The organism is Mycobacterium persicum, from assembly GCF_002086675.1.
In the GTDB taxonomy this organism is placed as follows: domain Bacteria; phylum Actinomycetota; class Actinomycetes; order Mycobacteriales; family Mycobacteriaceae; genus Mycobacterium; species Mycobacterium persicum.
This window is the reverse complement of the sequence record NZ_MVIF01000042.1, coordinates 17,103-43,711: the sequence shown is the minus strand read 5'-3', so window position 1 is coordinate 43,711 and position 26,609 is coordinate 17,103. Positions and strand designations below refer to the sequence as shown.

Sequence of the window (26,609 nt, the reverse complement as noted above, 5' to 3'; positions counted from 1 at the left end):
CCGATGCACCCCGCCGCCATCGAGGCGATGACGGCCGCGCTCGGCACCGTCGGCAATGCTTCGTCGCTGCACACCACGGGGCGGACGGCGCGCCGGCGGATCGAGGAATCCCGGGAGCTGATCGCGGACAAGCTCGGCGCCCGCCCCTCGGAGGTGATCTTCACCGCCGGCGGTACCGAGAGCGACAACCTGGCCGTCAAGGGGATCTATTGGGCGCGCCGTGACGAGCAGCCGGGCCGTCGGCGCATCGTCACCTCGCGGGTGGAGCACCACGCCGTACTCGACGCGGTGGACTGGCTCGTCGAGCACGAGGGCGCCGACGTGACCTGGCTGCCTACCGCGCACGACGGCTCGGTGTCGGCATCCGCGCTGCGTGAGGTGCTGCGTAGCCATGACGACGTCGCGCTGGTGTCGGTGATGTGGGCCAACAACGAGGTCGGCACCATCATGCCGACGGCCGAACTGGCCGCCGTCGCCGCCGAGTTCGGCGTGCCCATGCACAGCGACGCGATTCAGGCCGTGGGACAGGTATCGGTCGACTTCGGTGCGAGCACATTGTCGGCGATGAGTGTGGCGGCGCACAAGTTCGGCGGTCCGCCCGGCGTCGGCGCGCTGTTGCTGCGCCGCAACGTCGCCTGTGTGCCGTTGCTGCACGGCGGGGGCCAGGAACGCGATATCCGCTCCGGCACTCCCGACGTCGCCGGAGCGGCGGGAATGGCCACCGCCGCGCAACTCGCCGTGGACGGCCTGGAGGCCAACAGCGCGCGGCTGCGGCTGCTGCGCGACCGCCTGGTCGAGGGGGTGCTCGCCCAAATCGACGACGTGTGTCTCAACGGTGCTCGCGACCCGTTGCGGCTTCCGGGCAACGCGCACTTCACCTTTGGCGGATGTGAGGGTGATGCGCTGCTGATGTTGTTGGACGCCAACGGGATCGAGTGTTCGACCGGTTCGGCTTGCACCGCCGGTGTGGCCCAGCCCTCGCACGTGTTGGTCGCGATGGGCGCCGATCCCGCCAGTGCTCGTGGGTCGCTGCGTCTCTCCCTGGGGCACACCAGTGTCGACGCGGATGTCGATGCGGCATTGCGGGTCCTGCCCGGTGCGGTGGCCCGCGCTCGCGGCGCCGCCCTGGCAGCCGCGGGAGCCTCGTGGTGAAGGTTCTCGCCGCGATGAGCGGCGGTGTCGACTCGTCGGTCGCCACCGCCCGCATGGTCGATGCCGGACACGACGTGGTCGGTGTGCACCTGGCGCTGTCGACGGCGCCCGGAACGCTGCGCACCGGATCGCGGGGCTGTTGCTCCAAAGAGGACGCAGCGGACGCCCGCCGGGTCGCCGATGTACTCGGAATACCGTTCTATGTCTGGGATTTCGCCGAGAAGTTCAGCGCAGACGTGATCGACGACTTCGTGTCGTCCTACGCCCGCGGCGAAACACCCAATCCCTGCGTCCGATGCAATCAGCGGATCAAGTTCTCGGCACTGCTGACCCGGGCGCTGGCGCTGGGCTTCGATGCGGTGGCCACCGGCCACTATGCCCGGCTGTCGGATGGGCGGCTGCGGCGCGCCGTCGACCGCGACAAGGACCAGTCCTATGTGCTGGCCGTGCTGACCGCGCGGCAGCTGCGCCATGCGCTGTTCCCGATCGGGGACACTCCCAAGTCGCAGATTCGGGCGGAGGCGGCCCGCCGCGGCCTGGCGGTAGCCGACAAACCCGACAGCCACGACATCTGCTTCATTCCCTCCGGCGACACCCGGGCGTTCCTCGGTGCGCGCATCGGCGTTCGCCGCGGCGTCGTCGTCGATGCGGACGGCTCCGTGCTGGCCACCCATGACGGAGTGCACGGGTTCACCATCGGCCAGCGCAAAGGCCTCGGTATTCCGGGACCCGGTCCCGATGGCCGCCCGCGCTACGTCACCGCGATCGACGCCGACACCGCGACCGTTCGCGTGGGGGACGTGTCCGAGCTCGACGTGCACGCGCTGAGCGGACGAGCGCCGGTGTTCACCGCCGGAGCCGCACCGACAGGTCCGCTCGAGTGCGCGGTGCAGGTGCGTGCCCACGGTGAAACGGTAAGTGCGACAGTCGAATTGGTTGGTGATGAGCTGATGGTGCGATTGCATGCGCCGCTGCGCGGCGTGGCCCGCGGCCAGACGGTGGTGCTCTATCGGCCGGATCCCGCCGGTGACGAGGTGCTCGGCAGCGCCACCATCACGGCAACGTCGGCGGCAAACCGCAAGCTGAACTAGGCGCCGAGCGCCGTTTCGGGTGCCGAAGAGCCGCGGGCCGCGCTCGATTTTGGCCCTAAAAGCGAAAGAGCCCCGGCGAGCGAGGTCTCAATCTAGTAACGAAGGCTTTTTATGACAGTGCAATTTGTCCTGCGACTAATTCAACACCCCAATACAATGACTTTAAGTTCCTCCGGACCTTCAAAGTACAACGCGGAAAGTCATCGGGTCAAGGATTCGCGGCCAATTCCCGCACGATTGATCGCTCACCGCGCACGTACAGTGGCACCGCGCTGGACAGGATCGACTGTAGGAAACACCCGCGGTCGGCCCATGCGGCCCGGGCCTCGTCCGGGGTTAGCAACCGCACGTCCACCGAGACCGGGAAGGACAGCAGCAGATCCCGCAACTCGTGGCGCAGCGCGTCGGAGGCGCGCTTGGCGGTGATGACGAGCAGATCGATGTCGCTGTGCTCGCGCTGCCGGCCTTTCGCGAACGATCCGAAGAGCAGGACTTCCTCCGGATCGCACGCTCGGACAATGAGTTCGGCCATCGCGGCTGCCGCGCGGATCATGGCGTACCGAACTGCAGGACGAGATAGGCGTGAGTGACCAGGCCGGCGGGCAGAGAGGTGAAGTCGTCGTCGGCCTGACGTTTGATCGACAGTTGCCAGGCGCCCAGCACCGGGGTGCCGGGGCCGGGGGTGACCACCGCATGGAACAAGTCACCGAAGCTACCGTCGACGGTCAGCGGCACGCTGTCACCCAAATCGTTTCCCGGCCCGGCGACGCGAACGTCGAACGGCTGGGTAGCGGCGCTTTCCACCACCAGGTCGGCCCGCGTGACGACCAGGCCGGTTGATCCCGCCGCGCGCCGAATGGCAAATGGCACCTGCTGCATGCCGACGTCAATGGCAAAGATCTGCTCCGCACCGGCATCGGGGTGTTCGAATCGGTACCATGCGCCGGCGAATTCAGCGTCAAGAGCAAGCAGCCGGGCGCCATTCTTGGGCAATTTCGTATTCAACGCGGTGGTGGCCGCGGCCGCCAGCGCGGCGCTTCCCGGCAGTGCGGTGTACTCGATATGCAGGATGACGTCGGTGACCGTCGCGAGGTCGAACTGGTTGTGCTCCTTCTTCAACGCGATGGCCCACTTGCTCACCGCGCCGGCACCTTCAAAGGGCAGGTAGCGGTCGTCGTCGCCACGGACGTCGAACATGCCGCTGTCCGCGCGCCCATGGCTGGTGGCGATCATCGTCACCGGCACGTTCTCCGCGGCAAATCGCCGGGCGTCCTCGGTCACCAACGGATCGCCGTAGTCCCCGCCGGGATCGTCGATCAGCCGGACACCGTTGCCGGTCAGCGTCAGCGTCGCGTTGACATTGGTGTAGGGCCCGGTCACACACGGCACCGATATCGCGACCGAACGCAGCCGACGCTGGAAGTGGCCGGGATGGTCGAGGTCGTAGAGCCACTCGCCGAAAGTGACGTTGCAGCTGCCGCTGCTGCGCAGCGCAACCAGGGCCATCGGGTCGATCGCCGCCAGCGAGAAGGACCGGGTCAGCTCCAACCGGCGCCGGTTGGTGTCTAAATAGGCGGCCTCCATCCGGCGCAGGTCGGCGGTCAGGCGCTCACCGGCCAGCAGACCCTTCTTCAGGCTGTCCCAGTACCCGAACTGGACGAACGTGGGCCGGGAAGGGTCGGCGCCCAGCTCGTACTCGAACGCTCGTTCGGCCTGCTTGCCCAGGTCAAAGGCAAGTTGGTAGGCACGGAAGTACACGGTGGCCAGCTGCCCGACCATCCAGTCGTAGAGCTGCTGATTGGTGTATTTCGACTTGAGGTATTCGGCGGTGGCGCCGACATGGTCGATGTGCAGCTCGTGAGCTTCCAGCTCCTTCTCGGCGATGGTGATGCGCACCTTCGACGCCTCCAGCTGCGCGCTCAGGTGCGCGCGATCCTTCTGGGCCACGGTGAATTCGTGCTGGTTGCGGTCGTGTTGACGGGTGTACATGCCTTGCGTTTCCAGCATGTGGCCGCCCTGGTGCAGGATGCCGGCCAGGCCGTTGAACAATGCCGCGAAGCTGCTGGCCGCGCTGCCGACGTTGGTGCCGCCGAACTTCACCGTCAGCGTCGGGGAGCCGCCGAAACCCGCTGCGCCGGCTTCGATCTGCGGAATCAGGTGGGAGGGTCCGGCGACCGCGCTGAGCACGGTGGCCAGGATTTCCGAGATGAGGCCCAGGCCGTGCACCACCACACCGGCCGTCTCCCAGTCGTTCATCCGCGGTATGCCGCCGAAGTAGGCGATGCGTTCGTCGATCGCGTCGAACCCTTTCTCCATCGCGGCGGCCGCCAGGTTGGCCTCGGTGATCTGCTGTTTGCGGATCAGGGTGATCGCGTCCTGCAAGGCAACGTCGTTTCCCGCGGTCAGCAAGGCCAACGCCTCGGCATCACGCTTCTCCAGGGCGCCGATCATCTGTTGGCCCAGCACCCGCACCTCGGCGCAGACTTCGAGCGCCTTACCCACCAGCGTGCGGAAGCGGTACGGGCTGGCGGCGGCCCCGGACGGGGCCAGCACGCTGTCCAGGTCGACGCCGGCCGCCACCGCGCGCACCAGCACCGCCGGGTCGATCGGCGGCGCGAACGGCGGCAGCTGACGCACCTGGCCGGCCAGATTCATGCAATGGCGAATCTGGAACAGCCTGCCCTCGACCGTCGTCCAGTACTGCTCGAGCTGATCATTGGCCGGGATGCCGAAATACAGCAGCGGCAGCTCGGGCAGCGGCGGTGTCCCCGGCGGAGCATCGACCACGGTGGCCGGGCGCGCCACGAAGTTCTCCAGCAGCACGTCCACCCGCTTGTTCCCGAACGGATCCAGCGGCGAGCTCGCCGTGAGCTCGGCATAGGACTGGTCGGCGCGCGGCGCGGCCGGGACGTGTTCGGGCCGGCGGCCGAGCAGCTCGTGGGCCAGCACGTACAGCATTCGCGCCTCGTTGATCGACTCCAGCGTGTCCATCCGGTAGAGCTGGTCACCCCAGGCGATCAGGTTGTCGATGTACTTCATGACGACCGCCTTCTGGAAGGCGACGGGCCGGGTCCGCGCCACCAGGAACGGCTTGAACGGATCGTTCTTCCAGGCCCGTACCTCCGGGGCATGACTTTCGACGTTGTCCAAGATGCTTTGGATCCGTTGCTTGCGTATCTCGGCGTCGCCCATGTCGAAGAACGGCTTGGTCACCCAGAAACGCTGCGGCGCGGACAGCTGCTCGGTGTCGGTCGGGTCGAACACGTAGTGGAACCACTTCATGGCCTCTTCGAAGCGCTGGTTGGCCGTGAGCTTGCAGGCGATCAGGAACGGCGCGTGAAAGAACAGCTCCCAGTTGTAGATTGACGTCGCCCCGCGCGGGCTGAAATCCACGATGTCGGTTTGGGCGGTCGGTTCGGCGATGGCGGCGCTGGTGGGCTGGTAGCTCCCGAAGTTGAAGGAATTGGTGGGGTAGAACGTCTGCGGGAAGCGCTGGATGGCCCGCCTCAGCAGGCCGGGGACGCCGCCGCGGTTCAACTCACGCAGAAACAGCGCGGTGTACTGGTGCGAGAACGGCGCGAACCGGTAGCGCAGCCGCTGCACCGCCTCGGTGGAGCTTTGCTGGACCGTCACCCACTCCGATTCCACGAAATATGTTCGGCCGGTGTCGGAGTAGAAGAACGGGCTGCGTTCGTAGGCGGCGGTGTCCAGCTGCACGTGATGCGTCGAAAACGACAGCGAGAACGGCGTGCGTGCGGCGTTGAGCAGCGCGACCGAGGCCCCGGACTCGAGCACCGACAACCGGCCGCTGTTCATCTTGTAGGTGTTGTTGACCAGACGGTTGGTCTGGAAGTGCATGCCCTCGGGCAGGGCCATCCGCGGCGCGATCTCATAGCCGCCGGTGAGGGCAAGCACCATGCGGCCGCGGTCGTCGGCGGCGTCGTGGACGTACTGATACGACGTCGTCTGGGTGAGGGTCGGCGAGGCCAGCCCGGCGGCGTCCAGCACGTGGTAGTGGCCGCGCAGCGGTTTCAGCTTGGTCGCAACGACATTGCCGTCGAACACGAATGACGACGAGTGCCACGGCCGTGCCGTCTCGTCGAACCGTGTCCCGGTCAGGTAGGCGAACTGACCGGTGTAGGGGTCGTAGAACTTGGTGTTGTTGAATTCGAGGCTGGTGGACACGTAAAGGTCCAGCCACAGCTGGTTTTCGCGGCTCTTGTAGCGCGGTTTGAGCGTGTAGCTGCCGGCGGGCCGCTGCCACGGATGCACCAGCGGGTTCGGCGTGACCCGCCGCGGGCTCCATCCGTCTTCGCGGCGCACCGACCAGGCGAGTTTGATCTCGAGTTGCTTGGGCGGCTCGGGGGCGTCACTGGTCGACGTGGTCTGCTGCGCGGCGGGCTGGCGCCGCACCTTCTGCGGCTTGTCGGTGATCACCAGCCAAAACAGGTGCAGCGCACGGTTATACACCACCGGCACGACGTGCTCGCCGGTGATATCGAGGTCGATGCGCTCCCAGGCCGCCCACGCCCCGGTGTTGAGGTCGAAGCTTCGGTAGAAGTACGACGGGGTATCGGTTCTGGTGCGCCCGACGACATGTACCCGGTTAATCGACGGCGGCAGGTTGTCGAACGGCGAGTCGTCGTCGACGTCGTGGTACATGCCAACCACCTCGAGGTCGTGCACCTCGTGCACCTTCTCCAGGTAGTGGCGCAGCGCGGTCTCGGCGCGGGCGTCGGTGATGTCGCCTTGCAGCAGTTCGTTTTCCAGTTCGACGAAGAACGGCGACTTGTCGTCGCGCAGTGCGGGTTCGATCCAGTTCTCCGGGTAGAGGAAGATCTTGCGGTTGGCTTCCCAGATCCGGTAGTTCTTCATCCACTTCCACTGGCTCCAGGCGTCCAGCGAGACCTGATCGGCCCGCTCGGCCCCGGAGATCAGCACCTCGGGCTTCTCCACGTTGAGCAAGCAGCGCTGCACGAACGTCTGCACCGCGCTGATGGCCTCCTGAATGCGCGACGTCAGTTGGCAGGCCGACATGTCGACGTCGATCAGGAAGTAGTTGAAGACATCCTCGGAGTTGCGCCAGTACTTGCGGTTGACGTACACCTTGCCGTCGACGGTGACCGACGGGGATTCGGCGCGCAGCGACTTCTCGATCAGATGGGCCAGCAGGCCGTCGCGTTTGCGCTCACGAAGGTTGTCCTGCATCGGCGTCACGGTCGAAAGCCACGCGGCGGCTTCGTATTTCGACTTGGCCGCCTGACGTACCTGCCGCGCGATGTCCGCCTGGACGGCGTCGGTGTCGCGGTCCGCCCAGGCGAAACATGTTGTGGCAGAGACACCGAGGCGTTTGATCTGTGCCGCGGCCGCGCACAGCCGGTTGAGGAAGCTCAGGTCGCGGTAGGGCGCGCGGCGACCGCCATCGAGCTTGGCGAGATCGTCCGCGCTGAGGCCGAAGCCGGCGGCGGCCGTGCGCAACTGTGCCAGTGTCGAGGCGGGCTTGCTGCCCAGGCGCAGCACCTCGGGCGCCGACGGCACCGTCGCGCGCAGCAGCCGCAGCCGCGCCAGGGCAAGCCAGTCGCCGAAGCGATCGGCCGGTGGCTCGGCGGATACCGGCAGATCGCCGAACGCCAGCACACCGACGTCGGCGGCGTTGTCGAGCAGCCACCGCAGGTCGTCCAGCGCGGTGACGCCATGCACGTGCATCAGACGAACCACCTTGTGCAGCAACGCATATGAGGTATACAACGCGGGCTGGGCCGCGGCGCTCAGCTCGGTGACATAGTTGCCGGCGTCGTCGTGCGCGTCGATCGCCGCGTCGGTGAACCGGGTGGCCAGCGGCTCGCCGGTCACGGTGAGGCCGTTCATCAGCAGCGCGGCGTGCTCGGCGGGCACCCCGAAGGTGGTGGCGACGTGGCTGATGGCCGCTCCGGCGCGGCTGTCCGGCGCCGCGGTGCGCAGGCTTTCCCGCAGGGTGCGCACCGCGTCGGTGGTGGCGTCGTCACCGGGCAGATACGGCGAGTCCGGCCGGGCGTGCAGCAGCGCGTCGAGTTCGGCGGGCGCGATGCCGACCGTTCGGATGACGTCGCGGACGTCGAGGAATTCCAGCAGCGCCGCGGGGGCGGCGAACGGGTCCGCGACCACGGACTCGACGAGCGTGGCCAGCGCCAGCAGCTCGGTCACCCGCATGCCCAGGCCGCGGGCCAGCGTGCTCCAGCGCACCAGTGCGCTCAGGTGCTCGACATCGAAGGTCGCGCCCACCTTGGCCAGCAGTTGGGTGAGCTCGCTTTCGGTCACCGACAGCGCCGCCAGCAGGGCCGGGTGACGATCGGCGGCGAGCGCGCCGCCCCCCGGCGCCGCGAAGGCGGGGTCCGGCGGGTTGAGCACCGCGGGGTTGCAGAACAGCGCGGCGTAGGCCGACATCGCCGCTTCCGTGGGGTCGGCGGGGTCGGGACGCCCTTGCCGGGGCAAATCGCCGAACCAGCTGACCAGCGTCTCGACGGGCACATTGAGGTGGCTCTGCAGTTGCGCGGCGTCGCGCAATGCGACCAGCGCCGGTCCGTTGACGGCGCCGCCGCCGATGCGTGCGGTGCGCACCAGCAGGTCGAGTTCCCACAGATCCCACGGCACGTGGCGCCATAGCCGCAGCAGCCGGTGGATGCGGTCCAGCGTGTCGACGGTGATCCCGGTCAACCGCTGGTCGTCGAGGGATGCGCTGCCGACCGGACGCGCGAGTTGCCGGGGCGCCGGCGCCCCCGGCGGGTTGATCCAGGTCAGCGTCCGCAATACCAGGATCTGCTGGTAGCGCAGGTGGGCGTGGCCCATCACATCCAGGACCGGGATCTCTGCCCGGTCGGGGTCCAGGCCCCAGAACTTCTGCTGGGCAACCGATGTGGCCGCGGCGGTGGTGATGATCGACGTCTCGTGCGAGGAGATGCCGAGCTGCTCGGCCGCGATCGACGCGGCGTCGGCGTCGGGGTCGCCGAACACCCCCATCAACCGCCAGCGCGGGACACCCAGGTGCTCGAGCAGCATGCGGGTGTCTTCCTGCCACAGATCGAAGACACCCGTCATCGGGAAGTCGGCGGTGCGCAGCGTGTCGTAGGCGCCGTCCCGTTGATGCTCGGGGACCGCGCGCAGCTCCTCGGCCGGGCGGGTGGTCTGCCCGTCCGGGTCCGCTCCGGTTACGGCGGCCTCGAGGATTTCGCAGACCAGGTCGATGTAGGGCACCGCGGTCTCGGTGTTGGGGCAGTTGAGCTTTGTCGTCACCAGGTCGGGACGGCGATCGGTGAGGATTTCGCGTACGGTGCGCCCCGCGACCTGCGACGGATGCGCGTCCAGGAAACGCAACAGGTCGGCGAGGTAGGCGGCCGGGCCGTACACCGAGGCGCAGTGCGCACAATCGCACACGTCGAGCGGGCCGAAAAGCAGCTCCAGGTCCGGGATTTGGCCCAGCAGATCGGCACGTTCCGCGGCGGTGACCGCCTGCGGAACCACCGCGGCCGGATCGCTCTGGTGGATCTCGGCGCGGAAGTCGCCGAGGCGCTGTAGGACGTTGGCGTACTGGAACATGGCGTAGCCGTGGATCGACAGGGCGGTCGGCTGGTCGACGCCGCTGGCGCCCAGCTTGGTCACCAGTTCGGCCTTACCCACCGACAGGATCTGCATCGAGCTGTGCAGGTGGTTGTCCAGCAGTGCCCGGCCGGTGGCCGCGGTGGGCGCCAGCCGGTGGGCGCGCTGCAGGACGCGCAGATCGGCCCGTACGTCGTCGTCGACGGCGATAGCGTTGCTGGCCACGAACCCGTCCACGTTGTCGGTGCGAAGGTTCAGCTCCTCGTGTGCGTCCACCAACGCCGCGACCTGGTCGACCTTGGTCAGCGCGGTCTGAGTGCTGCGGCCGACCTCGGCGACGAACGCGACCGTGGGGAAGATGCGCTCACTCTGGGCGGCCAGGGTGCGCGCGAACGTCTCGCGCCGCGCCGGCAGCGAGGCACCGTCGGTGCCGTCCGGGATCGCGTTCCCGTTGGCCGAGATGTAGTCGCTCCATTCCTGGGGGGTGAGCTTGGCCAGGTCACGCGCCGAGTTGACCCGGGTGTCGGCTGGATCGGCGATCTTTTCTTTCATGAAGGTCATCGTCGGCAGGTGGTTCTTGACGACCAACCCGACGTCCACGGATTGCTTGAAGTCCTGGACCTGGGTGTCCAGGCCCGGCAGTGCGGCGTTCACGTCGGCCCAGAACTGGGCGCCGAAACCGCGGGAGGTCACGAACACCTCGGCGACCGTGTCGAACTGGTCCGCGGGGATGCTGCTGGTCCCCAGCACCGACGCCAAGTTGCCGTTGCCGACGAGCAACGGCTTGTGCAGCGCGAAGGCGGTGCGGTTGGCGGCCAGCGCCGCGGTGATGGCGGCGCGGCGGGCGCCGACGGTGACGGGGATGAGGTTTTCCGCCAGCGCGCTGTCCAGCGCCGCCTCCTGCAACGGGCTTTCCATGAACACGATGCCGTTGGCGGTGTTTTCCACCAGTTGGTCGATGAGCTCCCACTCGTTGGTGCTGGCCAACAGCTCGGCGGGCAGGCTCGGCGGCAGGCTCTGCTCGAGAAAGGCGTACACCACCGCGATGTCCAGCGCACCGCCGGCGAGCTTGGACGACACCCGGGCGGCCAGCACCATCCGCATCACGTCGTCCTGCGCCAGGCCACAGGCCAGCGCGACGTGGCTGATATCGGGATGATCGGCGGTTTCGGTGAGCAGGATCAGCGGGGCGCCCTTGGCCGCGGCGCTGATGGCCGCGAGCCGCACCTCGTAATCGGACGGCCCGGCGTACGGCCGGTCGCCCTGAGTGAAGTTGGCCCACGCCATGGGCGAGGGGTTCACCAAGTTCTTACGCCCGATCTCGGCGCCGGCGGGGTCGCGGTAGATGACCGTCAGCAACAGCGGGGAAACCGACTTGCCGGTGGCGGCGTCGACCGGTGGGGTGTACGGCAGATCGAAGAAGCCATTGGCCAGCGTGGTGCGTTGCCCCAGAACGACGCCGGCGTCACCGATGGCGCGGGTGCGCAGTTCGACGCTCGCGCCTTTGATGCCGGCCCACGCGGTGTCGCGGACGGTTCCGCGGATGCGGGCCGTGGTGGCTGCGGCGGCGGGATTGGCGCGGATGACCGCCTGGTTGAGCGCGGCGAGGGTGACCTTGTCGACGTGGCCGGTCTCCGGCAGGCCCGCCGACTTCTGGAAGGCGAGCACCGCGCCGCGGGTGGACGCCCCGAAGCGGGTCTCTTTGAACTCGGTCTCGTTGACGCCGTGGCCGAGGAATGCAAGCGTGCGCTGCAGCACCGGCACGTCCTTGTTGGTCGCGTTGAGGCGCAACGCCCGCGGGATCGGCTTCAGCGCGGTCGGGTCCGGCGCGGACACCAGCACCGGCTTGCGCGGTTTGCTGGCGGCGGCGGCGTGCACCCGGTCGAAGGTTTCGGGGTCCATGGTGCCGGTGGCCGGTAGGCCGAACCGCGCTTGCAGGGTGCGGATCGCGGCCTGCGTCGACGGCCCCAATTCCTTGGTCCGCATCTCGGTGCCGTCGATGTGCAGGTCGATGTTGCGGGCCCGGGCGGCGCGCAGCATCGTCTTCTGCAGCTTGCTGGTCTGCGTCTTGCTGCTGAGCTTGCGGGTCAACGCGTGCGCGCGCAGCGCGGTGATGACGTCCTGGGTCACCAGGCCGTCATCGCGCAGCCCCGCCTGGGTGGCGAACTCCTTCAGCTGGTCGCGGGTCGAGGGGCCGAAGGTACGCGTTTTCAGCTCGCCCGCCTCGACCGTCACCCCGGCGTCGGTCAACAGCTGCTGGATTCGGCCGGCGCGGTAGCTGGTTGCGGTCAGCAGCTGGTCTTCGACGTGGACCTTGAGCGCGTCGACGGTGGACTTATTGAACTTGCCTGTCTGGTCGAGGCCGGCGCGCTCCTGCAGCACCTTGACCGCGGCGGTGGTGGTTTTCCCCAGCTTGGCCTCGTCCACCTCGCCGGGGTCGACCGGCAAGCCGAGCGTGCCGAGCGCTTGATGCAACAGTTCGACGCGGTGTTTGGTCGGCGCGGCCCCCGGGGTCTGCAGGCGCGCGATGTCGTCGAGTTTGAGTTTGCTGTCGAGCGGCATGTCCGGGTCCCTTCGGTCACCAGATGCTGAACAGGTAGGCGATGCCCGCCACCGCGGCGCCGATTGCCGCGCCGACGGCGGTGCCCACGCCGGGAATGACGGATCCGATGGCGGCGCCCACGCCGACCGCGGCCAGCAAGCCGATCGTGTCGGCCTCTTGCTGGGTGGCGCCCAGGTATTCCTTGGCGGCGTTGCGTGCCGCCAGTCCGGCGAGCGCGCCGCCCGCGCCCGCAGCCGCCACCACGGGTACCGCCTCGGCCACGGTCAGCAATGTCGCGGCCGCGGTGTGATATCCGAGGCCGTAGGCCAGCAGGGCGCTACTGCCCACGATGGCCTCCGTTTCGACGACGCCCGGGATCGCCACCTTGGCCGCACCGGCGACCGCACCGCCGACCCGCTGACCCAGGCTGGGCCCGCCGCGCGAACCGCCGCCCTTGGAGCCCCCGCCCGGCGCACCGCCGCCGGTCGGCGCCGTCCCTGTTCCGCCGCCGCTGCCGCGGGTGCCGCCGTTGTTGAGGTTGGGCACGAATTTGGCCAGCCGCTGCGGCAGCGGCGCGCCTTCGACCGCGCCGGAGCCCTTGCGAATGATCGAGATTCCGTCTTCGTGTTCGATGAAGATGTCGACCTTGCGGTCGCCGGGGGCGGTGTCGGCCAGGTGCGCCAGCACCCGGCGAGCTTCGGCGGAAGAGTGAAAGTCGGCCCACGAGTACCCGGGCGTGGAAGCCTCCGGGTCACCGGGCACCAGCGGCGGCATCTTCGGTGTCGGGTTGACCTTGCGCATGTCGAAGTGGACCGTGCTGGCGACTTTGCCCTCGAGCGCCTCCTCGGTCATCAGCGCCGAGAACATGGGGTAGAGGTCGCGTCGCTGGCCCTGGGAGTTGGGTACCTGAAATTGCTTCTCCAGCTCCGGACCGGACGGGAAGAACGCCGGCGGTCCCGTGCCCGGCCGCCCCCAGTTGTATTTGTCTTGAATGTTGAGCGGAATGAGCCCGGTGTTGTGCTCGGCGCGATCCATGTAGCCCATTCCCGGTCCGAACGCGACGACGTATTTTGACGGATCCCGGTTGACCACAAAGGGTCCCGCGCTGACCTTGCCGCCGCTGGTGATCGTGATACCGCCGGCGGCCGTCGGCTCGTCGCCCATGCCGCCCGGGTCTTTGCGGGTAACCGGATTGGCGCGGCTGTATGCGTACAGACAGGTGCCGCCCTCGATGCCCATCGGATCGCACGAGACGAACCGGCCCAGCCAGGGCGCGTAGTAACGGGCGCCCAGGTGCTGCAGGCCCGATTCCTCGTCGCGCTCGGCGCCCAGGAAGCGGAATCGCTTGGGTGTCTCGGTCTGGCTGCGCACCGCCTGGTAGGTGGTGGCGCCGTAGGGTGTGTATTCCTCGAAGCTGAGGATCCGCGCCTGGTCGTCGAGCTCGACCGCCGCCGAACCGAGTTGGTCGCGGACCTGATGTCGCACAAGGTGTTTCGGCGCCCCTGGCGGCCCGCCGGACAGCGTCGTCTCGACGATGGCCAGGGTGGCCGAACCGTCGGGGATGTGCAGGATCTCCTGGGTCAGCGGTGACGGGCCGGCGCGGCGCAGGATCTCCACGCCGCCGAGCTGGATGCGGTCCTGGACGACGACGCCGGCGGCCGTCACGGTGACCTTGCGCAGCCGTTCGCCGCCGGCGCCGTAGACGTAATAGGTCCGCTCGCCGGCGTGGGCGGTGCCGTCGGCGTCGCCGGCGTTCACTGCCTGACGCCGCGTCATCCGCATCCGGTCGGCGAAGTCCCACTGAATCGCTTGCAGCTGCGGCATTTTCAGCGTGTTGCCGTGCTCGTCGTATTCGTAGACGTCGGTCACGGCGTCCGCTGTCGTGCTGGTGAGCCGGTTGCTGTGCTGGGCCGGCTCCAGCAGGCTGGCCTCGGCGTAAGCATAGGTACGGGTCCATCCCGGATTGGCGGGATCGGTGCCGACATGCGCCACCGCTTGGAGGTTGCCGACGTCGTCGTAGGTGTAGCGCTCGAGGTAGCGTGCCATCGCGTTGCCGTCGGCTGGGTGCGGGATACGAAGGCGCGCAACATCGTTGTACGTGGCCGGGGAGGGCGCCGCCTGGCCGATGTGCTCGCGGCCGGTCGCCTCGATCAGCCGGTAAAAGGCATCGTAGGTGTAGTCGCTGTCCGCGGTGACGCGCCTGTTGCGGAAGAAGATGGCCTGCTGGGCGAGGTCGCGCACCGCGGCGATGTTGCCGCTGGGATCATGGACGAACCGCTGGTTCTGCACCTGGCATCCGGGCCATCCCGCCGGCGGCGGGTCCGGGCAGTCGGCGAAAGCTGCTGAGGTGCGACGGGTCTGTAGCTCGGCGAGCCGCTGGGTCAGCGGGTGGTAGCGGGCGGTGGTGCGCACACCGTTGCCGCAGTCGACCTGGATACGGCGCCCCTGGGCGTCGTAGCGGACGTCGGCCAGTGCGGGGACGTCGGCGCTGGCCGGGTCGAGAAGCGTTGTGGGCTCATCGGATTCGTCGATCCACACGTCGAGGCGGCGCAGCAGCGAGCCCTGGTCGTACTGCTGCTGCAGCACCTTGACCGCGGCGCCGGGCTGGCTGCTGTGCGGCGCGATGACCTGAATCGGCCGGTTCAGCGCGTCGAACCGGGTGGCGCTGAGGTAGCGCTCGTTTTCCAGGTCGACCGGACCGGACCAGTCGATGACGCTGCGGTAGTCGGCCACCAACGCGCGTTGCACCCGCAGCGGATTGCCGGTGAAGTCGAAGCGGTCGGTGGTCACCGAGCCGGACTGGTCCCGCAGTTCGACGGCACGCCCACGCAGGTTGGCCGCCTGCGGGTCGGGCCGCGATTCGCCGTAGATGGTGTCGGCGACCAGGATGTCGGCGCCGCCGTCGGTCAGCACGGTGCCGGTGGGCCGGCGCAGCACGTCGTAGCGTGTGGTGAAGCGCCGCCCCTTGTCGTCCCAGGAGACCAGCGCGCCGCCGATGGCGTCGGTCAGACTCCAGCGGGCCCCGGCTTCCATGCTGGCTTCGTGGATCCGGTTGCCCTGCAGGTCGAATGCGGCGCGCAGCACGGTCCGCCCGCGCGCGTCGATCACCGCGCGGCGCCGGCCGAGGATGTCGAGCACGTCCCGGTTGCGGTAGCTGCGCTCGGTCGGCGGGTCGGCCGGTGTGGCGTCGGAGTATTTGTAGCGGTTGGTCACCACCGTCAGAACCGCGCGTCCGAGCGAATCGCTATGCGCGACAGTCGGTGTCGCGGCGTGTACCATCGCCTGCTCGGCGGCGCGGCGGTGCGCCGCCCGGTCACCGGGATCCGGCCAGCGCGCGGCCGACAGCGCGGGATCGGTGCGCAGCGCGGCCCAGGTCGGGACGTGCGCCGCCGCGGGCAGGCGTTCGAAGAACCCACCGACGTCGTCGTCGGCGGCGCCCACCAGCGCCACCGTGTCGTTGGCGTCCCAGGATTCCGAACGCCACGCGCCGACGACGGTCTTCTGCCAGGTGTGGTCGGGATGCAGCACCCCGACCGTGCGGCCGAGCGGATCGTAGAACGTGATGGGGCTGACCCCCACCCGGACATCGAATTCGAACTGATGGCGGTCGGTGTAGAAGGGTTGGTACTGGCGGACGGCAAAACCTTTGTTGTTGTACACCGTCCAGCCGCTGGCGACCCACCTCGGGTCCGCGTCGGCCGCGGTGAGCACCGGCTGCCCGTCGGCGCCGACGATCACCGCGCCCGCGGCGTCGCGCTGCGCAACCGGCCCAGCCCGTGCCTGCGCCTTGGTTTGCACCTGCCGGCCCAGGCCGTCGGAGTAGGCCAGGCGGACCTGCAGTGGACTGGCCGCCCCGGCGGGCAGCTCGGACACGTGGACTTCCCTGACGATGGTCACGGTGACCGGCGGACCCGCCGGTGTCCGGAGAAAAGCATTGCGGTCCACGATGGTTCGTGTCGTCGCGCCCGCCAGCAGGGTGGCCGCCAGCGGCCCGCGCGGATCGGCCAGCAAGTCCTGCACCTGCGCCGGTGTCGGGTCGGCGACGAAGCCGTCCAAAGTGTCCCCCTCGGCGGGGGCGGGCGCGGGTTTGCCCATGACGGCGCTGCCCGCGACCACGCCGAACGCGTCGTAGGCCACGGCGCTGACGTTGCCGTTCGGGTCGGCCAGGCGCGACGGGCGGAGCACCCGGTAGTCCAGACCGACAGCACGGGTGGTGTTGCCCAGCGCATCGCGGGTTTCGAAGACCAGCAGGTCGTGCGCGTCGAGCACGGTGAACGACTCGGTGCTGGTGACGGCGGTGTGGAACGGGTCCCGAAGGCGCAGCGGACGGAAGAAATGCGCACGGGCGTAAGCGAATTCCTGTGCCGGGCTGTCGGTTGCGCCGGGCGACAGCAGCTCGCGGGTCGACGAGGTCCAGAAGCCGGCGTGGCCGTCGGGGTGCGCATAGCGGCCGGTGCCGTCGAGCAGCGCGGCGGTCACCTTGGTCCCGTATACCTGGTCGACCAGACCGGGCGTCAACGCCAGCGCGTAGCGCTGGTGCAGCAGCGCGCGGCGACCGGTACTGCCCAACGGGGCGGGGCCGTTGAGGTCGTCGCGGCGGAAGTAGGCGCGGCGGTGGTCGACCACACGCTTCTGCGCCGTGGCGCCGGTCGGCGTTGCCTCGAACGGGATCTCGGCCGCCTGCGCGGTCCGGCGGGCCAGGTCGTCGAACCCGTATCGGGTCGCAGCGGCCGGCGGCGGGATCCCGGTCACCTCGAATCGACGCTGCTCGCAGGGCACCGGCTCGCGGTACGTGCTCGGCTCGTCGAGGGGGTCGGTCATCCGGTTTTCGGCGAGCAGCACATGCACCGCGGCCTGTGCGGCCTGCTCCTCGGGTGGCAACGCACCGTCGGGTATTGCCCGCCCATACACCACCTGCGCCGCGCGCACGACATTGCCGTGGTCATCGACTTCCAAGGTCAGGTCGTGTTGCACCCGCGGGTCGTCCGGCTCACGTTCGTAGTGCAGCGTGACCGTCTCACGTTGCGTGGTATGGAAGACGGCGTGCCGGTTGCCGGCCCGGCGCTGCAGACAGCGCACGGTGCTGATGCTTTCCGTCACCGAATAGGGGTGCGGCTGGCGGCGGGTTCCGTCCAGGCCGTAGACCTCGCGCCGCAGCAGCGAACCCTTGAGCGCCCTGCGGGCCTCGCGCTCCTCGTCAACGGAAAGCCCGGCCGGCAGCACCGGCTCACCCAACTGCGGATCGCCGTAGTAGTCGCGGGCCAGCGCGGCGTCGAACTCCGCGCGTCGCTCCCACTGGCCGGTGTGAAACCAGGTCACGGTGTGTGCCGGCGGCACCTGCGAGGACGCCTCGAGGTTGGTGATGCCTGGGCCCGCGCCGGCGGGATCGAGCGCGGCGAACGCCTCGCTGTCCCATTGTTCGACCTTGGCGAAGCCGCGAAATTCGCGCTCGGCGACGTCGAAATACCCGTAGTGGTAGGCGAATCGGGTGCCGTATCGGTTGCCGCTGATGTGATCGACGACGACGATCCGCTCCACGACGTGTACGGGGAACGGCAGCGGGAGCGGCCACGGCACGCCGGCCCGCTTGTCGGCGAGGTAGAACTGGGTCGACGCCGCGTATTCGACGCGGGTTTCGGCGCCCATGTTGTTGGTCGTTGCGACCAGCAGATGCGGTTTGGCGCCGCCCATCAGGTCGAGGTAGCGAATGGGTGCGGCGGCGTCTGCCGGCAGCGCTGACGACCACACCAGGCACGCGGTTCCGTTGCCGAGCAGGTCGGCGGCCAGCACGTTCACCACGTCGTCGAGGTGCGGGAGCGGGGGGAGCGGGCGCGCTTCGCTGAGGCTGTTGCCGGAGCGGTTGAAGTACAGGCGAATACCGTCGTCGGCGAGGTAGATGAGGTCGGTGGTGCCGGATCCGTCGATATCGGCCAGCCGGATGCGACGCTGATCGAACGCCTCGGCGTCGTCGAAGGGTGCGACGTCGTCGAGGGTGATCTTGGCGCCGAAGCGGCCGTAACCCAGGTTCGGCCAGTAGCAGACATCGCCGTTGCGGATCCGGACGATGTCGGCCAGCCCGTCGCCGCTCATGTCGGCGAGCTGGATGGATTCCAGCGCATCGGCGAGGACGACGCGTGGGCCCAGCTCCTCGTCCAGTGCCGCGGGCACCCGCACCCGTTCGCCGAATCCTTCGTCGCCCAGGAACGGATACCATGCCAGCGCTTCGTCTTCGGTGACCAGGACGTCAGGTCGGCCGTCGCCGTCCACGTCGACGAAGCGCAGCGCCGGGTCGTCCCACATCAGAGCGGGAAGCTGTTCGAAGGCACGCAGGTTTTCCCAGCCGACACCCGGTGCCCGTTCGTAGTAGCCGGGCACCGGGCCGTCGAGGCAGACCAGGGCTGGGCGCCCGTCCCCGTCGAGATCGATCAACCGGTCGCGCCCCGACCGCGGCTGGCTGGAAACCGCTGCGGCGGCATCGAATTGGCCCCCGCCGAGGTTGGCTTTGTAATACCACCAGCCCGCCTCGTCGGCGAGGATGCCGGGCAGTCCTTCCCCGTCGAGATCGACGAGTCGGCGCCGCGCGTCGAGGCCGGCGGGGAGGTCGGCGATGTCGGCGGCGTCGAGCTGGCGGACGGCCTCCTGGATCGCCGGGCGGCTGTAGCGCAGCTGCACCGGTGGCAGCGACTGCTCGAGTTCGGTGCCGGGCGCGTCGGCGTGGCGATATCCCGACTGGGTGACCGCGCACAGAAAGGAGCCGTAGCGGGTGCTTCCTTCGTGCGCGTGTTCCACGGCGACGGAGGCGGGCAGGTTCAGGTCGTTGTAGTCGAAGTGGGTGGCGGCGACGAGGCCGTCGTAACCGGGCTGCACGGGTTCGGCCATGCCGGCCACGTCGGGAATGTGGTGGAACACCAGTGCGCGCCGGCAGCGCCGGACGGTGCGGATTTCGAATCCGGGCCGAAACGTCGAGAACGGGTCCGGCCGCGGCGCCCACGCGTGCGCCGGCTGCGGGCTGGCGCGAACCAGGGCGTGCTGCTCGCGTACCGGTACGCCGGGGGCGGGCGGCAGCGTTTCGAAGTGACCCTCGTCGTAGTCGAAGACCACCTCCATCATCCACACCGTCGTATCGATCACAGCTTGGGTGAGATCGGTTGGGCGGTCGCCATTTTCGTCGAGCAGCGTCGTGCGGTTGGCGTACCGTACCCGCTTGAGGTAGCGGTTGGCGCCGCGGGCCGCGTCGGCGCGGTCGCCGCGGTTGCGCTCGTGCACCCGCTCGAGTGGGACCCCGGCGCCGTTCTCGGCGACGTAGTCGAACAGGATGCCGTTACCCCTGTCGTCGCGGGTCTCGCTCACCAGCCAGGAGAAGATGCGGCGCCTGTCGGCCGGGTCGCGGATCCGTGACCGGTCGTCGCGGCCGTAGATTGTCAGGACGTTGTCTCGGGAAAACGAGCGCCAATGCACGTCGCCGTCACTGCGGTGAGTCCAGCGTTCGATCCGCGCGAACAGGCCCTCCAACCGGGGCCGGTAGCGATGGATGACGTAGCCGGGGGCGCTGGCGCGGTCCTCCCAGCGCGCACCGGCGTCGGTGAGCACCGGAACAAGGTCTTCGGTGTCGGCCAGGACGAACACGTCGGACTCCTCGGCGTCCCGGTATCGAGGCAGCCCGCGATCGGTGCGCCGGGTGATCGAGGCAAGGCGCAGCGTCCAGCCGAAGCCGAACGGGCCGTTGCCCGAACCGCTGTCGTAGGTCAGGGTCAAGCTGGGCCCGAAGCCGTCGCGCCCAGGGCTGGCGGGGATCGGAATGGATAGACTGCCGGTTCCGGTGACGGGATTGGCCCCGAATTTTTCACCGATGCCGCGGATCGCCCCGCCGCCCTTGGGAAGCGCCAGCGGCGCCGCGGCGCCGGTCCCGTGCTCGGTCAGCGGCTGCGACACGGGGCTTCCGATACGGCACAAGGCAGTTCGATGGTGTCCGGGTGGTATTCATCCCGCTTCATTTCACCGCCACCCGGGGGCCTGCAAAGGTCGGCTCCGGGCCGAAACTGCCTCTTGCCGTCTCCGTCGACCATGCGTCCACCGTCAACCCGGTGTCTGGTGCCGAGGAAATCGGCGCCGGAAAGGTCGTCCCCGATCGTCACCATCGTTGCCTGCCCGTCCCTTACCGATTCAGAGCAGAAAATCCTCGGCCCGCCGATGATCCCACGTAATCGCTTGAGCGGCAAGGCCATTGACCACCTATCGCGCGGTCACTGAGATCAACAAATCGGGCGCGTCGGCCCAGAGGTATGGATGCTGCTGCCACGGACCCGACTCGTTTACGTATGACGCGCGATTAGCGACGAGCCTATCGCTCCGAAGCGCCACTCAAAAGAGTGATCGGCTACTCTAATGCGGCACGTTGGCGGCCATGTTCGTCATCACGATGTCGGGCACCGACTCCGGAAAACCGCAGAAGGTGACTTCCAGCAGCGTCACCGAGAGCACGCGGTAGTCGCGGCCGCAGTCGCCGGGCCGGATGTGCAGCGAGTCGCCGTCGACATGCCACGTACTGACCAGCAGCGCGCCACTGGAACTGTTTGCGCAACTCCCCACGGCCGCCACCAGCGACTCGAAGGCGTGCCGGGCGATGTCGGGCGCCCGATACACCGCGGCGCCCTCGGAGATCAGGGCACCTTCGGGCGGGTCCTGGAAGGTGATTTTGTGGAAACCTGCGATGTCGGGCCCGAAGATTGCCGTCTCGGCGTAGATGAACCGGCATTCCCGGGGCAGGGTGTCTGCGAGGGCGTCGATGTCGATCGGGTGTTTGCCGTCCGTCGACGGCACGATCGTCAGGTCGTCACCGGCACCGGTGATCGCGCGCATCCTCGATTGGTCCAACAGCACGGTGTCGACGTTGAGCACATCCAGCGGGTAAGCGCCATACGGGGGCAGTGCTTCGCCATCCACCACGCGTGTGCACGCCGCCGTCAGCGCCATCGCGCAGCACCACAGCAGCGGCCGGATCCGTCTTGCCATCAGCCACCCTTCTGTGTTTGCAACCTACCCGTGCGCCCGGCCGCTAAACAGCCCTCGAATACGGTTGACAAGTGAGTGATTTCGCGCCGCCTTTCGCGCCGCCGTTCGCAAGGGCCACCGGCATCGGATCCTGGCCCGGCACGGCGGCGCGGCCGGCCGCCGAGGTCGTCGTCGGCGAGCTGGCCGATGCCCTGGCGCATCTCGTCGAGCTGCCCGCCAGGGGAGTGGGCGCCGATATGCTCGGCCGGGCCGGCGCCCTGCTGCTCGATTTGGCGGTGGACACCGTGCCGCGCGGCTACCGCATCGTCGCCCGGCCCGGCGCGGTGACCCGCCGAGCCGTCAGCATGCTCAACGAGGACATGGACGCCCTCGAAGAGGCCTGGGAGAGCGCCGGTCTGCGGGGCGGCGGGCGCGTGGTCAAGGTGCAGGCGCCCGGACCGATCACGCTGAGCGCGGGGCTGGAGCTGGCCAACGGCCACCGGGCGATCACCGACCCGGGTGCGGTGCGTGACCTGGCCGCCTCGCTGGCCGAAGGCGTCGCCGCGCACCGGGCGATGCTGGCCCGCCGGCTGGACACGTCGGTGGTGGTGCAGTTCGACGAGCCGTCATTGCCGGCGGCCCTGGGCGGCCGGCTGACCGGCGTGACCGCACTGAACCCGGTGGCCCCCCTCGACGAGGCGGTGGCCGGCGCGTTGCTCGACAGCTGCGCCGCGGCGGCCGGCGCGGACGTCATGGTGCACAGCTGTGCGCCGGAGCTGCCGTGGGAGCTGTTGGCGCGCAGCGCTATTGGTGCGGTGTCGGTGGATGCGGGCACGCTGCGCGCGGCGGACCTGGACGGCATCGCGGCCTTCGTCGAGTCGGGCCGCACCGTGGTACTGGGCGTCGTCCCCGCCAGCGCGCCGCAGCGGCGACCGGCGGTCGAGGAAGTCGCCGCCGAGGTTGTCGCGGTGACCGATCGGCTCGGCTTCGGTCGTTCGGCGCTGCGCGACCGCGTCGGGGTGTCCCCGGCCTGCGGCCTGGCGAGCGCGACGCCTGGCTGGGCGCGCGCCGCCATCGAGCTGGCCCGCAGGGCTGCCGAGGCGTTCGCCGAGGACCCGGACGCCATCTGATTTCGGCTGACCTTCGCGAGATTGCCGTCACGGTCGCGCATGGCCGGCTTAGCCCGACCATCACGGCAATCTCGGCGGGTCAGACCCCTCAGCTAGCCTGCCAGGGTGAGTTCGTCCGAAGCCGACACCACGCCGCCCGACGTGTTGCATCGATGGCAGGAGCTGGCTGAGGAGGTCCGCGAACACCAGTTCCGCTACTACGTGCGCGACGCGCCGATCATCACCGACGCCGAATTCGACGAGCTGCTGCGCCGGCTGGAAGCGCTCGAAGAACAGTATCCGGAGCTGCGTACGCCCGATTCGCCCACGCAGCTGGTCGGCGGCGCCGGTTTTGCGACGGAGTTCGAGCCGGTTGACCACCTGGAAAGAATGCTCAGCCTCGACAACGCGTTCAGTGCCGAGGAACTCGGCGCCTGGGCCACCCGCATCCACGCCGAAATCGGTGACGCCGCCAGCTACCTCACTGAGCTCAAGATCGACGGCGTGGCACTGTCGTTGGTTTACCAAGGAGGGCGCCTGACGCGTGCCTCGACGCGAGGTGACGGCCGCACCGGCGAGGACGTCACGCTCAACGCCCGCACCATCGACGACGTTCCGGAACGGCTGCGCACCACCGACGACTACCCGATTCCCGACGTCCTCGAAGTCCGCGGCGAGGTGTTCTTCCGGGTCGCTGATTTCCAGGCGCTCAACGCCAGCCTGGTCGAGGAGGGCAAGGCGCCGTTCGCCAACCCCCGCAACAGCGCGGCGGGCTCACTGCGCCAGAAAGACCCGTCCGTCACGGCCCGGCGGCGCCTGCGGATGATTTGCCACGGGCTGGGCCACACCGAAGGTTTCCGCCCGGCCACCCTGCACCAGGCGTACCTGGCGTTACAAGCCTGGGGGTTGCCGGTGTCCGAGCACACCACGCTGGTCGACGACATGGCCGGGGTCCGGGAGCGCATCGACTACTGGGGTGAGCACCGCCACGAGGTGGACCACGAAATCGACGGTGTGGTGATCAAAGTCGACGAGGTGGCGCTGCAGCGCAGGCTGGGCTCCACGTCGCGGGCCCCGCGCTGGGCGATCGCCTACAAGTACCCGCCCGAGGAGGCGCAGACCAAACTGCTCGACATTCGCGTCAACGTCGGGCGCACCGGGCGGGTCACCCCGTTCGCGTTCATGACGCCGGTGAAGGTCGCCGGGTCGACGGTCGCGCAGGCCACGTTGCACAACGCCTCGGAAGTCAAACGCAAGGGGGTGCTGATCGGCGACACGGTAGTGATCCGCAAAGCCGGCGACGTGATCCCCGAGGTGCTCGGGCCCGTCGTCGATTTGCGCGACGGGTCCGAACGCGAATTCGTCATGCCCACAACATGTCCCGAATGCGGCACCCCGCTGGCCCCGGAGAAGGAGGGCGACGCCGACATCCGCTGCCCCAACTCCCAGCGTTGCCCGGCGCAACTGCGGGAGCGGGTGTTTCACGTCGCCAGCCGCAGTGCTCTGGATATCGAGGTGCTGGGCTACGAGGCGGCCGTCGCGTTGCTGCAATCCGGTGTGATCACCAGCGAGGGCGACCTGTTCGCGCTGACCGAAGACGACCTGTTGCGCACCGAGCTGTTCCGCACCAAGGCCGGCGGGCTTTCGGCCAACGGCAAACGCCTGCTGGCCAACCTCGACAAGTCCAAGGCCGCACCGCTGTGGCGAGTGCTGGTGGCGTTGTCGATCCGCCATGTCGGCCCGACGGCGGCCCGCGCGCTGGCCACCGAATTCGGCACGCTCGATGCGATCGCCGCGGCATCCGCCGAGGAGCTGGCCGCCGTCGAGGGTGTGGGACCAACCATCGCCGCGGCGGTCGCGGAATGGTTTACCGTCGACTGGCATCGCGAGATCGTCGACAAGTGGCGGGCCGCCGGGGTGCGGATGGCCGACGAGCGCGACGAGAATGTGCCGCGCACGCTGGCCGGGTTGACCGTCGTCGTCACCGGCTCGCTGGCCGGCTTTTCCCGCGACGAGGCCAAGGAGGCGATCGTCGCGCGCGGCGGCAAGGCTGCCGGTTCGGTGTCGAAGAAGACCTCGTTCGTCGTCGCCGGCGACTCGCCGGGATCGAAGTACGACAAGGCCATCGAACTCGGCGTGCCGATCCTCGACGAAGACGGCTTTCGCAAGCTGTTGGCCGAAGGCCCTCCCGACCCCGAAGCTGCAACGCAGTGAGCGGCGCACGGGTTGACCTGAGGCGCGAAGGATCATGACAAACTCGGCGATCTCGGTGGGGCTGCAGATCGGGACGCAGCCGCCAATGAGCGGCGCTCGGGCGTTATTGCTTGCGGCGCGGGTGGCGCGGCTGGAGTCGGTGATGCTCATCGACCACTTCCAGAGCGGTGTGCCCCGCGCCATCTGGAACAAAGACCTCACCTGGCTTGCGGCGCAAGATCAGAGCCCACACGAGTTTTATGACTACCAGGTTCTGCTGGGATATCTCGCGTCCCGGGCCGGGCGAGTGCGCTTGGGCGTCGGGGTGACCGAGGCGATCCGGCGGCACCCCGTCCTCATCGCCCAGGCGATGCTGACGCTGTCTCATCTCACCCGCCGCGCGCCCATCCTGGGTATCGGCGCGGGCGAGCGGATGAATGTCGACCCGTATGGACTCGACTTCTCCGAGCCGGTCACCCGACTGGAGGAGGCCCTGCAGGTAATCCGGCTGTGCCTGTCGGCACGCGGTCCTATCACGTTCTCCGGCAAGCACTTTCGGCTCGACCGGGCGACCATGGACCTGGAGGCTCCGCCCGGGCGGGTACCGCAGATCTGGGTCGGCGGGCATGGTCCGCGGATGCTGCGGCTGACGGGACGCTACGGCGACGGGTGGTATCCCGTCTCGGTGGTCTCGCCCCAGGAGTACGCGGCCAAGTTGGCGGCGGTGCGCGCGGCCGCCGCCGAGGCTGGGCGAGACGCAGAGTCGATCACACCGGCGCTGCATCGCTTCGCGGTGATCGGCGCGACCGAACGGGAGGCGCGGGCGATGCTGGACACAAGGGCCGTCCGGATGCTTGGGCTTGTTGCGCCCGCCGATATGTGGCGGCAGGCCGGGGCCGTACACCCGCTCGGGGCGCACTTCGACACCTTCGTCGACTTCGTGCCCGACCGCCACGGTCGCCGGGCGGTCGAGCATGCCATCGCCGCGGTGCCGGACGCCGTGATGACCGAGGGGCCGTTGCTGTGGGGAACTCCGCGGCAGGTGCTGGCCAAGCTGCGGGCCTTCGGCGACGCGGGGATGCGCCACGTGGTTCTGGCACCCGTATCCGGTCTGGTGTCCCGGCGTGCGGCTCGCTACGGGCTCTGGGCCACCATGCGTGTCGCCCGTTCGCTGACCAGCCGGCGAGGCGACCCTGCACCCGGCGGCTGATACGCCGCAATGGGTCAGCGCAGCATGGTGGCCACGATTCCGGCCAGATAGCCCAGTCGGGCCACCTCCGAGGGCCGAAATTCCGGGCCCGGCCGCCCCAGCACCACCGCCATGTGCGGGTCGCCCAGCGGTGCGGCCACCATCGTGGTGTCCATGTCACGCCAGGCCTGCGGCACCCAGTCGGCGCCACCGTCGAGCGGTGCGGCGCGCTCGATCGGCAGCCACGGTGCCGAATCGGCCCGGGTTTCCGGGGCGCCCGGGCTCCCGGCAAGCCGGTGCAACGCGCCCTGGGAGCTGTGCAACACGGTGCACCAGCTCACCCGCAGCACCCTGGGCGCCTCGTTGGCAAGCACCTGCAATCGGGACGCATTGTCACGGGCCGCGGCGACGTGGTCGAGCAGCTCCAGCTCGCGGTGCGCCTCCAGCAGCCCGGTGTGGGGACGCAGACTGTCCACCCGGACGCCGGGCAACGACTCGGCGGCGGTAATCAGCCGATCCGGCATCGCGCCCGGCGGCATCTCGACCACCAGGTCGTCGATCGCGTACCCGGCGCTGCGCTCGACGACGTCCAGCGACAAGATGTCGGCGCCCACCGACCCGAGCGCAACCGCCAGCGACCCCAGGCTGCCTGGACGGTCGACCAGCTCGATGCGCAACAGATACGACGGCACGGCCAACACTGTTACACAGCCACGCGCCCGCGGCATGTCGGCAAGAGCAGAGCGACTCGAGTGAACCAGCCGCACGCT

Annotated in this window: 10 protein-coding genes; 5 read left to right on the top strand and 5 right to left on the bottom strand. The window is 68.9% G+C overall.

Annotation, left to right across the window (positions count from 1 at the left end; all coding sequences use genetic code 11):
* Together BST40_RS14685 and mnmA are read left to right on the top strand one after the other, a co-directional pair.
* Positions 1-1,152 (top strand): cysteine desulfurase family protein (locus tag BST40_RS14685; RefSeq protein ID WP_083154587.1); only part of this gene is annotated, 1,152 nt, incomplete at its 5' end.
* Positions 1,149-2,243 carry a tRNA 2-thiouridine(34) synthase MnmA gene (mnmA, locus tag BST40_RS14680; protein WP_075545884.1) on the top strand — a complete coding sequence of 365 codons (1,095 nt, stop codon included), beginning with the start codon at positions 1,149-1,151 and terminating at the stop codon, positions 2,241-2,243. The genes BST40_RS14685 and mnmA, both read left to right, overlap by 4 nt.
* A 208-nt stretch (positions 2,244-2,451) precedes the next feature.
* Here mnmA and BST40_RS14675 read toward each other — a convergent pair whose 3' ends face one another.
* The 4 genes from BST40_RS14675 to BST40_RS14655 all read right to left on the bottom strand — a co-directional run bounded on the left by BST40_RS14675 (position 2,452) and on the right by BST40_RS14655 (position 21,369).
* On the bottom strand, positions 2,452-2,796 hold the full coding sequence (locus BST40_RS14675; protein ID WP_075545857.1) for a nucleotidyltransferase domain-containing protein: 345 nt from the start codon (positions 2,794-2,796) through the stop codon (positions 2,452-2,454).
* Entirely contained in the window at positions 2,793-12,377 is a 9,585-nt protein-coding gene (locus BST40_RS14670; protein WP_083154585.1) for a Tc toxin subunit A-related protein, read from the bottom strand. Before BST40_RS14670 ends, BST40_RS14675 begins: the two co-directional genes overlap by 4 nt.
* Positions 12,378-12,393: 16 nt before the next feature.
* On the bottom strand, positions 12,394-20,289 hold the full coding sequence (locus BST40_RS14665; RefSeq protein WP_142276735.1) for a SpvB/TcaC N-terminal domain-containing protein: 7,896 nt from the start codon (positions 20,287-20,289) through the stop codon (positions 12,394-12,396).
* Between the two features lie 450 nt (positions 20,290-20,739).
* On the bottom strand, positions 20,740-21,369 hold the full coding sequence (locus tag BST40_RS14655) for a sensor domain-containing protein (protein WP_075545861.1): 630 nt from the start codon (positions 21,367-21,369) through the stop codon (positions 20,740-20,742).
* Between the two features lie 71 nt (positions 21,370-21,440).
* Here BST40_RS14655 and BST40_RS14650 point away from each other — a divergent pair, with 71 nt between their 5' ends.
* The 3 genes from BST40_RS14650 to BST40_RS14640 all read left to right on the top strand — a co-directional run bounded on the left by BST40_RS14650 (position 21,441) and on the right by BST40_RS14640 (position 25,860).
* Complete coding sequence (locus BST40_RS14650) at positions 21,441-22,478, top strand: uroporphyrinogen decarboxylase/cobalamine-independent methonine synthase family protein (protein ID WP_075545862.1); 1,038 nt, start codon at positions 21,441-21,443, stop codon at positions 22,476-22,478.
* A 105-nt stretch (positions 22,479-22,583) separates the two neighbouring features.
* Positions 22,584-24,671 (top strand): NAD-dependent DNA ligase LigA, encoded by a 2,088-nt coding sequence (gene ligA / locus BST40_RS14645; RefSeq protein ID WP_083154582.1) that lies wholly within the window; start codon positions 22,584-22,586, stop codon positions 24,669-24,671.
* Positions 24,672-24,705: 34 nt separating this feature from the next.
* Positions 24,706-25,860, top strand: a complete 1,155-nt coding sequence (locus BST40_RS14640; protein ID WP_083154580.1) for an LLM class flavin-dependent oxidoreductase — start codon at positions 24,706-24,708, stop codon at positions 25,858-25,860.
* Positions 25,861-25,874: 14 nt separating this feature from the next.
* On the opposite strand, the gene BST40_RS14635 is transcribed toward BST40_RS14640, so the two are convergent.
* The gene (locus BST40_RS14635; protein ID WP_089025155.1) at positions 25,875-26,531 is read right to left on the bottom strand and encodes an ACT domain-containing protein; all 657 of its coding nucleotides are present in this window, start codon (positions 26,529-26,531) and stop codon (positions 25,875-25,877) included.
* Between the last annotated feature and the right edge of the window lie 78 nt (positions 26,532-26,609).

Excerpts from the sequence above, each read along its gene's own strand:
- BST40_RS14675 (WP_075545857.1), bottom strand. The coding sequence starts at position 2,796 with ATGATCCGCGCGGCAGCCGCGATGGCCGAACTCATTGTCCGAGCGTGC.
- BST40_RS14670 (WP_083154585.1), bottom strand. The coding sequence starts at position 12,377 with ATGCCGCTCGACAGCAAACTCAAACTCGACGACATCGCGCGCCTGCAG.
- BST40_RS14655 (WP_075545861.1), bottom strand. The coding sequence starts at position 21,369 with ATGGCAAGACGGATCCGGCCGCTGCTGTGGTGCTGCGCGATGGCGCTG.
- BST40_RS14640 (WP_083154580.1), top strand. The coding sequence starts at position 24,706 with ATGACAAACTCGGCGATCTCGGTGGGGCTGCAGATCGGGACGCAGCCG.